Annotated in this window: 14 protein-coding genes; 4 read left to right on the top strand and 10 right to left on the bottom strand. The window is 66.7% G+C overall.

Translation table 11 applies throughout. From position 1 onward, the window contains the following. Positions 1–11: 11 nt before the first annotated feature. From dapA to AC1MCD_RS07245, 3 genes are all read right to left on the bottom strand, one after another. A complete protein-coding gene (gene dapA / locus AC1MCD_RS07255; protein WP_498677196.1) occupies positions 12–920 on the bottom strand; it encodes a 4-hydroxy-tetrahydrodipicolinate synthase in 909 nt (302 codons plus the stop codon). Between the two features lie 75 nt (positions 921–995). Beyond that, positions 996–1,742 (bottom strand): carbon-nitrogen hydrolase family protein, encoded by a 747-nt coding sequence (locus AC1MCD_RS07250; protein WP_498677194.1) that lies wholly within the window; start codon positions 1,740–1,742, stop codon positions 996–998. A gap of 4 nt (positions 1,743–1,746) precedes the next feature. After that, a complete protein-coding gene (locus tag AC1MCD_RS07245; RefSeq protein WP_498677192.1) occupies positions 1,747–2,190 on the bottom strand; it encodes a hypothetical protein in 444 nt (147 codons plus the stop codon). Between the two features lie 139 nt (positions 2,191–2,329). On the opposite strand from AC1MCD_RS07245, the gene AC1MCD_RS07240 reads away from it, so the two are divergent. After that, on the top strand, positions 2,330–3,565 hold the full coding sequence (locus AC1MCD_RS07240) for a heparan-alpha-glucosaminide N-acetyltransferase domain-containing protein (protein WP_498677191.1): 1,236 nt from the start codon (positions 2,330–2,332) through the stop codon (positions 3,563–3,565). On the opposite strand, the gene AC1MCD_RS07235 is transcribed toward AC1MCD_RS07240, so the two are convergent. From AC1MCD_RS07235 to AC1MCD_RS07205, 7 genes are all read right to left on the bottom strand, one after another. Next, on the bottom strand, positions 3,562–4,044 hold the full coding sequence (locus tag AC1MCD_RS07235) for a hypothetical protein (protein ID WP_498677190.1): 483 nt from the start codon (positions 4,042–4,044) through the stop codon (positions 3,562–3,564). The genes AC1MCD_RS07240 and AC1MCD_RS07235 overlap by 4 nt on opposite strands. A gap of 3 nt (positions 4,045–4,047) precedes the next feature. Further along, entirely contained in the window at positions 4,048–4,818 is a 771-nt protein-coding gene (gene dapB / locus AC1MCD_RS07230) for a 4-hydroxy-tetrahydrodipicolinate reductase (RefSeq protein ID WP_498677188.1), read from the bottom strand. An 81-nt stretch (positions 4,819–4,899) separates the two neighbouring features. Then, entirely contained in the window at positions 4,900–5,361 is a 462-nt protein-coding gene (locus tag AC1MCD_RS07225; protein ID WP_498677186.1) for a molybdenum cofactor biosynthesis protein MoaE, read from the bottom strand. Continuing rightward, positions 5,351–5,929: a MogA/MoaB family molybdenum cofactor biosynthesis protein gene (locus tag AC1MCD_RS07220; protein WP_498677185.1), complete on the bottom strand. Its 579-nt coding sequence runs from the start codon at positions 5,927–5,929 to the stop codon at positions 5,351–5,353. Before AC1MCD_RS07220 ends, AC1MCD_RS07225 begins: the two co-directional genes overlap by 11 nt. Then, entirely contained in the window at positions 5,926–6,420 is a 495-nt protein-coding gene (moaC, locus tag AC1MCD_RS07215; protein ID WP_498677183.1) for a cyclic pyranopterin monophosphate synthase MoaC, read from the bottom strand. Before moaC ends, AC1MCD_RS07220 begins: the two co-directional genes overlap by 4 nt. Next, positions 6,408–7,700, bottom strand: coding sequence for a molybdopterin molybdotransferase MoeA (locus tag AC1MCD_RS07210; RefSeq protein WP_498677182.1), 1,293 nt, complete (start codon positions 7,698–7,700; stop codon positions 6,408–6,410). The genes moaC and AC1MCD_RS07210 overlap by 13 nt, the downstream gene beginning before the upstream one ends. After that, on the bottom strand, positions 7,697–9,280 hold the full coding sequence (locus tag AC1MCD_RS07205; protein WP_498678226.1) for a molybdopterin-dependent oxidoreductase: 1,584 nt from the start codon (positions 9,278–9,280) through the stop codon (positions 7,697–7,699). The genes AC1MCD_RS07210 and AC1MCD_RS07205 overlap by 4 nt, the downstream gene beginning before the upstream one ends. A 197-nt stretch (positions 9,281–9,477) precedes the next feature. Here AC1MCD_RS07205 and moaA point away from each other — a divergent pair, with 197 nt between their 5' ends. The 3 genes from moaA (at position 9,478) to AC1MCD_RS07190 (ending at position 12,499) form a co-directional block, all read left to right on the top strand. Beyond that, positions 9,478–10,617 carry a GTP 3',8-cyclase MoaA gene (gene moaA, locus AC1MCD_RS07200; RefSeq protein WP_498677180.1) on the top strand — a complete coding sequence of 380 codons (1,140 nt, stop codon included), beginning with the start codon at positions 9,478–9,480 and terminating at the stop codon, positions 10,615–10,617. Between the two features lie 5 nt (positions 10,618–10,622). Continuing rightward, on the top strand, positions 10,623–10,889 hold the full coding sequence (locus AC1MCD_RS07195) for a MoaD/ThiS family protein (protein ID WP_498677177.1): 267 nt from the start codon (positions 10,623–10,625) through the stop codon (positions 10,887–10,889). Between the two features lie 74 nt (positions 10,890–10,963). Further along, entirely contained in the window at positions 10,964–12,499 is a 1,536-nt protein-coding gene (locus tag AC1MCD_RS07190; RefSeq protein ID WP_498677175.1) for an HNH endonuclease signature motif containing protein, read from the top strand. Positions 12,500–12,562 lie beyond the last annotated feature (63 nt).

Raw genomic sequence — 12,562 nt, 5'->3', positions numbered from 1 at the left:
GGTCTTAGCCCTCAGGAAAAGACCAGCCCCGCTTCCGCCAAGTCCTCGCGGATGGTTTCGATCTCGGTTTCGTCCGGCTCCACGAGGGGCAAACGGACAATCGAGTTGGGCAGGACTCCCTGCCATTTAAGAATTTGTTTGGCTGCAACGGCTCCCTGGACGCGGGTCATCGTTGCCCTCACTACGGGCAGCAGCTCGAAGTTGATCTTACGCGCGGTTTCGAGGTCGTTCACGTTAATGGCGTCGATCAGTTCGCGGAACCGGCGCGTTGCGATGTGGGTTGTGACACCCACCAGTCCGACGGCGCCCAAGGACATCCACGGAAGGGTCAGTCCGTCGTCGCCGGAGTAGAAGTACAGGTCCGTCTCTGCCATCACGCGGCTGGCCGCCATGAAGTCGGCTTTGGCATCCTTGACGGCGACGATGTTCGGGTGCTGCGCCAGGCTGATCATGGTCTCGGGTTCGATCGCGATGGAGGAGCGGCCCGGGATGTCATAAAGCATGACCGGCACATCGGTGGAAGACGCGACCGTTTCGAAGTGTGCGCGGACGCCTGCCTGGCTGGGCTTGTTGTAGTACGGCGTGACGAGCAGCAGGCCGTCGACGCCGAGCGCTGCCGCCTGCTGGGAGAGGTGCACCGAGTGCGCGGTGTCGTTGGTTCCGGTGCCGGCGATGATGGCTGCACGGTCCCCCACAGCCTCCTTGACGGCGCGGAACATGCCAAGGTTTTCTTCATCCGAAAGGGTGGATGTTTCGCCGGTTGTCCCCGTGACGACCAGACCGTCACAGCCATCGTCCACAAGTTTGGTAGCCAGTTCGGCCGCCTGCTTGTAGTCCACGGCGCCATCCTTGGTGAAGGGCGTGACCATGGCGGTCAGGAGCGTACCAAGGGCAGGAGCGGTGGCGGATGTGTGAGGCATGGAAAAAACGTTACCCTGTCCGCCACCGGTTAGGACAATGGCGGCAGGGTGATAAGCGTCAAATAGCTGCCCCCGTCAGCGGAATTTGCGCAAAGCACCTCGCTGTAGGACTGCGGTAATGACCTCGGTGCCGGTTCCGGCCGCGTGTTCCATCCTGTGGCCATCAGGTCCCCAAAATCCGCTCAGTCCGCAGGAAAGGCCCAACGGCGTGGCTCCGCCCATGTTCGCCAGGACGCCGAACATCCGGTTGTCCATGGCCCTGGCCCCTAAGTGCAGGGCAAGCCGTCGCTCCTCCTCCACCGTGTAGACCGCCGACACCGCATAGATGTCAGCGCCTGCCAGTGCCGCCTCGGTGGAGTGGGCGGGAACCGAAGCATCCGCGCAGATGGCCAGTGCCACCTGCCAGCCGTCCAACTCGAGGAGGAAGGCACCGTCGCCTGCGGTGAAGAGGTCCTTTTCCGCCCCGCGAAGGTGGGTCTTGAACCCGAAATCGATAGTGCCGTCCGGGTGGATGGCGAGGCATGCGAGCCGCGGCGTGCCTCCGGGCTCCCGGTAGGCGGCCCCTGCCACAGCAGTAATCCCGGTCCTGCGGCAGATTTCGTGGAGGCCACCCAGCCGCGGATCCTCCGGCCTAAGCCAGGCCTCATCAGCAGATAGCAACGCCATGTGGTAACCGGTCAACGACATTTCCGGGAAGATCACCAGCCTCGCACCGTGGGATTCGGCGTCTTCGATCAGCCGGATGTGCTCCTCGACATTCGGCATGATCCCGCCGTCCAGCGCCTGGTACTGGATGGCGGATACTGTCAGGGCCTCGGTCACCCCTTCATCCTAGGCAACCACCCTGCAGCCGCGCACCAGGCAGTTTTGCATCCTGTACTTCGGCGTCCTGCACCTCGCCCGGCTGGCAGTATCTCTGGACCGCGGCCTCCCGCAATCCTTCGGCCCAGGCCGCCAGGCGCTGGGCGGACCGGACGTAGTGGAACAGTTCGGTGGGCGTGAGCGCATCAAGGTCAGTCTCGGCCAGCCGGCGCGCCAGTTCGGCTCCGGGCGGCTGCGCGGTCAGGGCAATACCTTCCTGCTGCCACTGGATGTCCTCGGCGGACCGTCCCGCCACAAGCTGGCGGAAGAGGAAGTCGACTACCCCCGGGCTCATGGCCCTCATCAACCCCGTGGGCTGCAACGCGGTGCTGGCGTCAGGCGCGGGCCACACGTGGCCACCAGCGGCTGGAGGTTCCGGGAACTGCTGCGGCTCGAATGGAGTGTGCATAACGCCATGTTATTAGAACATATATTCGAACACAAGTGAGGATTGGGCAGTCTTTTTTGCCAGCGGGTTTTTCTACCAGCAGGAGCTGTTGGTGACATGTTGACTGGGGACGGGCGGGTCGGTGTGAGAACATCGCCTCATGACGTCCCGAGCCACAGCGAGACCCTCGCGGGCGCCCCGACCTTTTCCCCCGGCCAGCCGTCTCCGTGGAATCGATGCAGCCAGGGGACTCGCGCTCCTGGGCATGATGGCCACGCACCTGCTGCCGACGTTCGAGGCCAATGCAGACCTGACTCCAACCTGGATCGGCCTGACGTTTTCGGGCCGGGCGGCTGCCCTGTTCGCCGTACTGGCGGGCGTCGGACTGGCGCTTTCCACCGGCAAGCAGGTGCCGCCGGAAGGAACTGCCCTCAGCGCTGCCCAACGCGGTGTCGCCTTGCGCGCACTGGTGATTGCCGCCGTAGGACTCTCCCTGGGCGGGCTGGAAGTCAACCTTGCGATCATCTTGGTCCACTATGCCCTGCTGTTTCTGTGCGTCCTGCCGTTCCTGGGACTGAAGCTGAAAGCGCTCTGCGCGTGGGCCATGGGCTGGATCGTGCTTTCACCAGTGCTCGCCTACCTGCTGCGCCCGTGGCTGATGGCAGCGGACCCGCCCCTGCACCTGGGGCACAACCCGTCCTGGGAGGACCTGTCGACGCCCCTGCCCCTGCTGGGTGACCTGTTCCTGACCGGCTACTACCCTGCCTTCCAATGGCTGGCGTATCTGCTGGTTGGCCTGGTGATAGGCCGGCTGCCGCTCACCAAGGCGATGGTTCCGGTCCTGCTGCTGACCGGCGGCACAGCCGTGGCCGCATTCGCCAAGGCCCTGGGGACGGCAGCCATGGAGAACTGGGGTGGCCGGGCAGCGCTGGAGCAAATGCTGAACGCCCCGGGCTACCCGCTTGATAGCGTGCTCCAGGTCAACCTCACCGGAATCCGGCAGGAAGGATCGTGGTGGTGGCTGGCGTCCGCTGCACCGCATTCCGCCACACCCCTGGACCTGGCGCACACTTCAGGGGTGGCCGCAGCGGTGGTTGGCGCGTGCCTCCTGCTCGGCAGGCTGGCGGACTGGCTGGACCTGGACCTGCTGCTGCCGCTGCGCGGGGCGGGCGCCATGACGCTGACGCTCTACTCGGCGCACGTCTGGGTGGTGTCGGGGTTCTACCTCAAGCCCCTGCCAGCCGGCTGGACGGAGGACGGTATGTACTTTGCGCAGGCCGCCATAGCCATCCTCGTCGGAATCGTGTTTGTGCTGTTGAAATGGCGTGGGCCGCTGGAGTACCTGGGACACAGCGCCAACCAGCTCGGCCGCAGCGGACGGCTCAGCGCACCCTAGCTGGCAGGAACGTTTCCCCGGAAGAGCCGGCCGGCGTCCCGCATGGAGGCGCGGGCGCGCTTGCGGTCCCCGGCGGCGTCGTACGCGCAGCTCAGGCGGAACCAGGAGCGCCAGTCCTCGGGAGCAGCTTCAGCCTCGGCCCGGTACTTCTCAAATTCCTGATCAGCCGCCGACCGGATGATCCGGCCCGCGGGAGTCCGCGGGAGGTCGTCCACGGGCAGCCCGCCCTCGGCTTCCAGGATCCGGGCCATCTTTTCCGTGCGGGCCCCGAACATCAGTTCCCGGATGAGGGCCCAGGCGCCGACGATCGGCAGCACCAGATACGCGGCGCCGATGGCTTTGGCCGCAAGGTTGTTGTCCGTGAGCAGCAAAATCGAGCGCTGGAAAGACACCACCAAGTAGAAGACCAGCAGCAGCGTGACGGCTCCCACCCAGAGCTTGGTGCGGTTCTTCCGGAACGCGGCGAGGAAGGCGCCCACGGCCTAAAGCCCCAGGTCCAGGTAGCCGTCCAGGCCGACCGTCAGCCCCGGGTTCGCCGCCACCTTGCGGACGCCCAGCAGCACACCGGGCATGAAGGAGGCGCGGTCAAAGGAGTCGTGCCGGATGGTCAGCTGCTCCCCCGGCCCGCCGAGCAGGACTTCCTGGTGTGCCACGAGTCCGCGAAGCCTGACGCTGTGGACGCGCACTCCGTCCACGTCGCAGCCCCGGGCGCCGGCGAGTTCACTGGTGGTCGCGTCAGGGCTGGCCGGCACGTTTGCCGCTGCCCGTTCCGTGGCGATGAGCTGGGCGGTGCGGACGGCGGTTCCGGAGGGTGCGTCCACCTTGTCCGGATGGTGCAGTTCGATGATCTCCACGGATTCAAAGTACTGGGCGGCCTTGGCGGCGAACGCCGAGGCCAGCACCGAACCGAGGGCGAAGTTGGGGGCGATGAGCACGCCCGTTTCGGGGTGTTCCGCGAGAAGGGCTTTGAGGGCGTCGAGCCGGGTGGAATCCCACCCGGTGGTTCCCACCACGGCGTGCATGCCGTGCTCGACGGCGTACCGTACGTTTGCTTCGGTGCTCTCGGGAACGGTGAGATCGACGACGAATTCAGCTCCGGAGGCGGGCAGCTGATCGAGCGAATCGCCGCGCCCCAGGGCGGCTACAAGCGTCATATCTGCGGCGGCTTCAACAGCCTTGACGGCTTCGGCGCCCATGCGCCCGTTGGCGCCAAGGACAGCCACACGGCTGGGAGCGGGGTGTTGTTCGGTCATGCCTTTAACCCTACCGTCGGGCCGGGCGCGGGACGGAACCTGCGGACGTGCGTTACCTCGCATGCGTGGCGCGCGCCGCAGTCAGCTGCCCGCGCCCACCCATTCGACCGTGCCGTCGGTGAAGAACTGTTCCTTCCAAATGGGAACCTGGTCCTTGATCCGGTCCACCAACTCGGAGCACACCGCAAAAGCCTGGCCCCGGTGGGCGGCTGAGACGGCGCATACCAGTGCCGGATCACCAATTTCCAGCATGCCGATGCGGTGGGCAGCCCAGATCCGTACAGGCTGCGCGCCGGACGAATCCTCAGAATGCTCTGCGACAAGGGCAGCGACGACGTCGGCCATCACCTGGTGCGCTGTGGGGTGCGCACTGTAACTGAGCCGCTCGACTGCCTTGCCGTCGTCGTGATTCCTGACCACCCCGCTGAAGCTGACAACGGCGCCGGCGGTTTCCGACTCGACCGCGGCGATGGCCTGTTCCACGGAAATTGGCTCCGCACTCAAGACCGCGTGGACAACTTCAAAAACTGATTCAGTGCCCATTCCGGCCCTCCAGCTGGTCGCAAAGGTGCCCGATCACAGGGTCCAGGACGGAGAGCCCGTCCATCACCCCTTTCGGCGAACCGGGCAGGTTGACAATGAAGGTACGCCCAGTGGCCCCGGCGTAGCCGCGGCTCAGCACGGCAAGCGGCGTCTTGGCGGCCCCGGCATGCCTGATGGCTTCCATAATTCCGGGGATCTCCCGGTCCAGCAGGGGCAGTGTCACGTCAGGGGTCCGGTCATCCGGGCTGAGCCCTGTCCCGCCGCTGGTGATGACGACGGCGGGGTGCTGGGTCAGGAGCGCGCGGATCGCCGCGCCGACGGGCTCGCCGTCCGGCACCACCATGGCCGGGTATGGCTCGAAGCCGTGCTCGGTGAGCCAGTCGATGATCACGGGGCCGGTCTCATCCTCGTAAATGCCGGCCGCGGCCCGCGTGGAGGCAATGACAACCCCGGCTTTCCGGCCCTGCACCTCGCCGTGAGTGTGGTTCCCGTGAGTGTGCGGCTCTGGCTTGTGCGGCTCAGACGTATCCGGTTCAGGCAGGAAAGTGTCTTCGGTGGTTCCGCTCATAGTGTCCAGTCCCCGCTCTTGCCGCCGCTTTTCGCCAGCACTCTGATGTCCGTCAGTACAGCGTGCTTGTCGACGGCCTTGATCATGTCGTACACGCTGAGGGCCGCCACGGACGCCGCCGTGAGCGCTTCCATTTCAACTCCGGTAACACCGCGGGTCTTCACCGTGGCAAGGATGTCCACGGACTCCGCCCCCAGCTCAAAGTCGACGGTGACTTTGGAGAGCGGCAGCGGGTGGCACAGCGGGATGAGTTCCGGCGTCTTTTTGGCCGCCATGATCCCGGCGACGCGCGCCACGGCCAGGGCGTCACCTTTGGGCAGTCCGCCGGAGCCGAGCAGGCCCAGCACTTCGCTCGTTGTGCGGACGGTGGCTGTGGCGGTGGCTTCCCGGGTGGTTTCGGCCTTGTTCGACACGTCCACCATCTGGGCGCTGCCATCCTGGCGCAGGTGGGTCAGTGCCGGCGGGGTTTGTTCTGGATTCACAGCATCCATACTTCCACCTCGTCGCCCTCGGCGAGCGCCGAGACTCCCGCCGGTACATGAACCAGCGCGTTGGAGCCGGCCAGGGCGTGCATGAGGTGGGAGCTCTCGCCCCCTTCCAGGCGGACCGTGCCGTCAGGCTGGTAGGTTCCACGGCGGACCTGGTGTTTGTGTTCCGGAGACGTCAGGCCGTGGGCAAGCCGCGCGGGAATGGCGGTCCGGGGAGCGGGTGAGCCAAGCATTCCGGACAGCACCGGCCGCAGGAACATCTCGAAGGACACCAGACAGCTCACGGGGTTTCCGGGAAACCCCAGGAAGGACACCCCGTCGAACGTCCCGATACCCTGCGGGCCACCAGGCTGCATTGCGACGTGCACGAACTCGGCGGCCTGCCCGTCCATCGCCTGCCGGACCACTTCATAGGCTCCCTTGCTGACCCCGCCGGTGGTGACAATCAGGTCCACGGAGCCGGCGTGGCTGCGCAGCAGTGCCCGTAGTTCTTCTGGCCGGTCAGAGGCGATGGCCGTGCGCACCACAGCCAGGCCGGCCTGCCGCAGGGCGCTCTCCAGGAGGGTTCCGTTGGAGTCGTAGATCTTGCCGGCAGGCAGCGGCCGGCCGGGCTCAACCACTTCGTCACCGGTGGTGGCCAGCAGAACCGTCACGGTCCGATGCACGGTCACCTCCGCGATGCCCAGGGCAGCGAGCAAACCCAGCTGTGCCGGGCCGAGGAACGTTCCGGCTGCCAGCGCCCGCTCCCCTGCCTCAATGTCGCTGCCGGCGGTGCGCACGAAGGTGCCGGCCGGCGTGGTCGGCAACCAAACCGTGCTTGCCACTCCTGGCGTGGGGAACCGGTCCGGAACGGCACGTTCCACGGGCACGACGGCGTCAGAACCGGCAGGAATCATGGCGCCGGTCATGATGGGGGCGGCGGTGCCGCGCTCAAGGGCTGCGGGCGTGGCACCTGCAGGAACCGGATCAACCACCCTGAGCTCCGCACCGCCGTCGGGCACGTCAGCACTGTTAATGGCGAAGCCGTCCATTTGGGAGTTCGCGAACGGCGGGAGGCTCAGGGGCGCCGCGATGTCGTGGGCCAGGCCCTTCCCCAGAGCGTCGCGCAGCGCCAGAGTTTCCGCCCGTGCTTCGGTCAGCAGCGGAGCCAACAGTTCGGCGACGGCGGCGCGGTGCCGGGCAATGGACCGCGCCCCGTGCGGGGCGCTGCCGTGCTGGTGCAGGGCGCCGCCGTGCTCGTGCGGGGAGCTGTGCATGGTCCTGCCTTCGGTGGGCGCCGTCATGGATTCACGTCCACTCTAATGGTGTGGAAGCCTGTGGCTCCGTCCGGCGCAACGGGCCGGCGTTCTTCAGCCTGCGCATCGCCGTTGAGGTCCTTGGCGCGGACCTGGACCTCATATTGGCCCGGCGTCAGCTGGATGCCCAGCTGCCACTGGTACCACGTGTCCTTTGAAATCCCCGGTGCGAGGTCAGCTGCCTGCCATGGACCGCGGTTGACCCGCAGTTCCACTTTGCCAACGCCGGTGTGCTGCGACCAGGCCACTCCGCCGAACTTCACTGTGCCGGCGCTGACTCGCCTGCCTGAGCGGGGCACATCGATACGGGACGCTGTTTTGATGGGGCCGCGTTCGGACCAGCCCCGTGGGGTCCAATAGCCTTCGTCGTTGGCGAATTTGGTGAGGCGGAGCTCCGTCAGCCACTTGGTGGCGGAAACATAGCCGTAGAGGCCGGGCACAATCATCCGGACGGGAAAGCCGTGTTCAAGCGGCAGCGGTTCGCCATTCATTCCGACCGCCAGCAAGGCGTCCCGGGTGTCGGTGAGGACCTCCAGCGGTGTGCCTGCAGTCCAGCCGTCAGAGCTGCGCGTCAGCACCATGTCTGCACCGGCCTGCGGACGCGCCAAGGCGAGCAGTTCCCGCACCGGCCACCCCAGCCAGCGCGCATTGCCGATCAGGTCACCACCCACTTCGTTGGACACGCAGGCGATGGTGACGTGGCGTTCGATAAGCGGCTTGGCCAGCAGGTCGGCCAGGTTCAGTTCGATCGCCTGCTCCACCATCCCCGTCACCCGGAGTGTCCAGGTATCGGGGTCGATGACCGGGACGATCAGGGCGGTGTCAATCCGGTAGAAATCCCTGTTCGGCGTGACCAGCGGCTGCATGCCGTCCAGGCTTACTTCTGCACCCGCCGGAATCGCAGGAGCCTCTGATGCTGCGGCGGGCAGCTTCAATTTCTCGCGGGCGCTGCTGATGCCCGCCGCCGCGCCCCGCCAGACTCCGGCAATGATCCCGCCAACAGCCGTCACCGCGGCACTGGTTGCCAGGACCTGCAGGAACGTTCGCCGCCCAGTACCGGGCGCTCCTTCTGGGTCTGACTCGGCCGCTGGCCCTGCCGCGTCTCCCGGCACAACCTCCCGGAGCCTGCGGATCAGGAACCGCAACAGGAGTGCGCCGGCTACCGCTGCGGCTAGCGGAACCGGAACGGCGGCTGGAGTCAGCTGTGCGCGGCTCAGGACGGCAGCGAGCCCCACGAGCCCAAAAACGGCAATCACGGCCGCACCGGCGAAGCGCCTTCGCTGTTCCAGGATTCCGGCGAGACCCCCAACAGCTGCGATAACGATGAGCATGCCGGTGACGAATACCGCCTTGTCTGCCGTGCCGAACAGGCTGACGGCCCACTCCTTCACGCCCGGCGGAAGAGCGTCGATCAAGGCCCCGCCCACGGCCGTCAGCGGTGACAGGGAGGGGCTCAGCAGTCCGGCGAGCAGCTCGCCCGCCACCACGGCCGCGACGGTGGAAACCATCCCCGACGCAGCGGCCCAGCGGCGGCTGCCTTGAGCGGCACGCGGGCTGCCTGGCCGCATTCCGGAGCTCGCGCCGTCGTCGGCGGTTTCCTCCACGGGCTGGTACCTGTTCACTCCTCCAGCATAGGTTCGCGGCAGCCTGGCGGCACCGGACTTTGCCGCATATCGGCAGGAGGCGGGCCCCGTCCCGGACGCTGTCTCCGATGCCGGGCGTCACGGGGGTAATGCCCGGGGCAAACGTGGCGTAGCCTGAATCCATGAGCGTTCAGCTAGGCATGCCGCAACCCCGGGACGGCGCAGGTCCCGGCCTCCCGCCTGCCCGGCCGGCGGACGCGCCGGCGGGGCTGGCCGATCGGTTTGGCCGCCGCGCCACGGACATGCGGCTGTCGCTGACGGATAAATGCAATCTGCGTTGCACTTACTGCATGCCTGCCGAAGGGCTTGAGTGGCTCGCCAAGCAGGCAGTGATGACTGCGGACGAGATCGTGCGCATTGTCCGTATCGGCGTGGAACTGCTGGGTGTGCGGGAACTTCGCCTGACGGGCGGGGAACCCCTGGTGAGGGCAGACCTGGTGGACATCATCGCCGCGCTCCGCAGCAATCATCCCGAGCTGCCGATCTCCATGACCACTAACGGGGTCGGGCTGGACAAAAAGGCCGCCGCGCTCAAGGCTGCCGGCCTGACCCGCATCAATGTTTCCCTGGATTCGCTGCACGAAGAGACGTTCACCAAGCTCACCCGACGCCCGTTCCTGGACCGTGTGCTCGCAGGGGTAGACGCCGCGTGGGCGGCCGGGCTGGGTCCCGTCAAGCTCAACGCCGTGCTGATGCGGGGCATCAACGACGCCGAGTCACCTTCCCTGCTCGCCTGGGCTTTGGACCGTGGCTACGAGCTGCGGTTCATCGAACAGATGCCGTTGGACGCCGACCATGGCTGGACCCGCCGGAACATGATCACGGCGGCCGAAATCCGTTCCCTGCTCTCCGATGACTATGTCCTGAGCCCGGACCCGCGCGCCCGCGACGGCGCCCCTGCCGAGCGCTTTGAAGTACGACGGCGGCTGGCTGGGTCAGCGGGGGCCTCTGGGTCTGCGCCGGGCGCTGAGGGGCCGGTACTGGGTACCGTGGGGATCATCGCCTCAGTCACCGAGCCGTTCTGCGCGGATTGCCGGCGCACGCGGATTACCGCCGAGGGCAAGATCATGAGCTGCCTGTTCTCGCGTGAGGAGTTTGACCTGCTGGGCCTAGTTCGCCAAGGGGCCAGCGATGAAGCCCTGGCGGAACGCTGGCAGGACGCCATGTGGGTCAAGCCCAAGGCGCACGGAATGGACCACACGGGTCTCGGCGCGGCGGACTTCGTCCAGCCGGACCGCAGCATGAGCGCCATCGGAGGCTGAATTTCTTGAACGTTCGATACTTCGCTGCCGCGCGCGCCGCCGCCGGCGTGGAAGAGGAAGGCTTCGACCTGCCGTCCGGAGCCACTGTGGCTGACTTGCTGCAGGCTGTCCTGGCCGTGGACCGGGCCGAACCGCCTGTCGGCACTCCTCCCCTTCAGCGCATCCTCTCCCGGAGCAGTTTCCTCCTCAACGAGGTGGCTGTCCGGGACCGCGCCACTGTGTTGACTCCGGGCGACGTGGTCGACGTATTGCCGCCGTTCGCCGGCGGGTAAGCAATTCTTCAGGTTATCCACATAGCCGCGTAGCCCCGCGGTTTTTTGTCGGACCCCTCTGTGATGCTTGAGGTATGGAACGCAGAGCGGCGGTGAAGGCGGCAGAGGCTCTAGCTGCCTCTGCCTCCGCATTGGTTGCTTCATTGCGGGCTGAAGAATCGCCCGGCTCCGGTAATGCGGATCCGCTGCGGCAGTCAGCGGATGCTTTCCTGGACGGGCTAGCTCAGACCAGCGGGATTGATGCCCAAGTGGCCGCCGTGCGAATCCATCTGGCTGGCGGGTACGTCGGCGCAGCGGAGGCCTTGTTGGAACCTCCCGTGTCGCCGGAGGACCACACCGGTCAGGAGATGAGTATCGTGGCCGAGGTGGCCTGTGCCCTGACCGTGAGCGAACGGACAGGCAGCGCGCTGCTGGGCGAAGCGCACCGCCTACGCACTGCTCTGCCGCTGACGCTGGCCGCTCTGGAAGCAGGGACCATGTCGTGGCAGCACGCCCGGGTCATGGTCGACGAAACCCTCAACCTCGATCACGCGGGCACGGCAGCCCTGGAAGCCCACTTCCTGGACCCCGCCGCACCCAACCCCGCCCGGGGCCCTGCCGGTGAGCTGACCCCTGGCCGGTTCCGCGCCAAAGCCAGGACCTGGCGCGAACGCCACCACCCCGAAAGCATCGAACAACGCCACACCCGGTCGGCCGCCGACCGCCGCCTCGAGTACACCCCTGACCGCGACGGGATGGCCTGGCTCTCCGCCTACCTCCCGGCCGATCAGGCCGCCGGGATCTGGGACCGCACCACCACCGCCGCCCGTGCCCTCCAAGGCCCCACCGAAACCAGAACCCTCACCCAACTCCGCGCGGACAATGCCGCCGCCTGGCTCCTGGGCGGGCAAGCTGACCTGATCCCGTCACCGAAGGCCCAGGTCCTGGTGACGGTGCCGGTGTTCGCGCTGATGGGCCTGACCGAGGAGCCCGCGATGCTCGACGGTTACGGGCCCATCCCGCCGTCGATGGCCCGGGCCCTTGTCGCTGACGGCGCCGCTTCGTTCCACCGCGTCCTGACCGACCCCCGCGACGGGGCACCGCTGGAGATCGGCCGGGACAGCTACCGGGTCCCCACAGCACTGCGCCAATGGCTGAGGATGCGGGATGGGAAGTGCCCGTTCCCCGGCTGTTCCAACCAGTCGCTGGACAACGAAGCGGATCACCTGCTCGCCTGGGCCAAGGGCGGAGCCACAGGTATCAGCAACCTCGGCCAGCCATGCCGCAAGCACCACCGGCTCAAACACACCACACCCTGGAAACCCACTACCGCAACCAAAGACGAACCACCCGGCTGGATCTCACCCGCCGGCCGCCACTACCAAAGCGAACACCCCGATTGGGAACCACCCCATTGGCCAGACGGAGTCAGTATCAACGGCACTGATGCGATCACAGACAGTGATGCGGACTGTGATGCGCTCAGTGACAGTGGCGCGTCCGGAACTCGTGGGCAGCAACCCGGAAGCCTGCTACAGCTCAGTGACAGTGACGCGGTCAATGGCATCGAGACGGATGATGCACGCCCGCCTAACCAGCATCCCCGGGTGCCTGAAGGATCACGTGCCTGACGGCTCTGGCTCTGGAAAAGGCCTGGCTTTCTGCCTGCAGATGTGGACGCAGCTGTCGACGCA

Source organism: Arthrobacter sp. BF1, from assembly GCF_056680215.1.
Note: the sequence above shows the minus strand (reverse complement) of the source record. Positions and strands in the feature narration are given on the sequence as shown.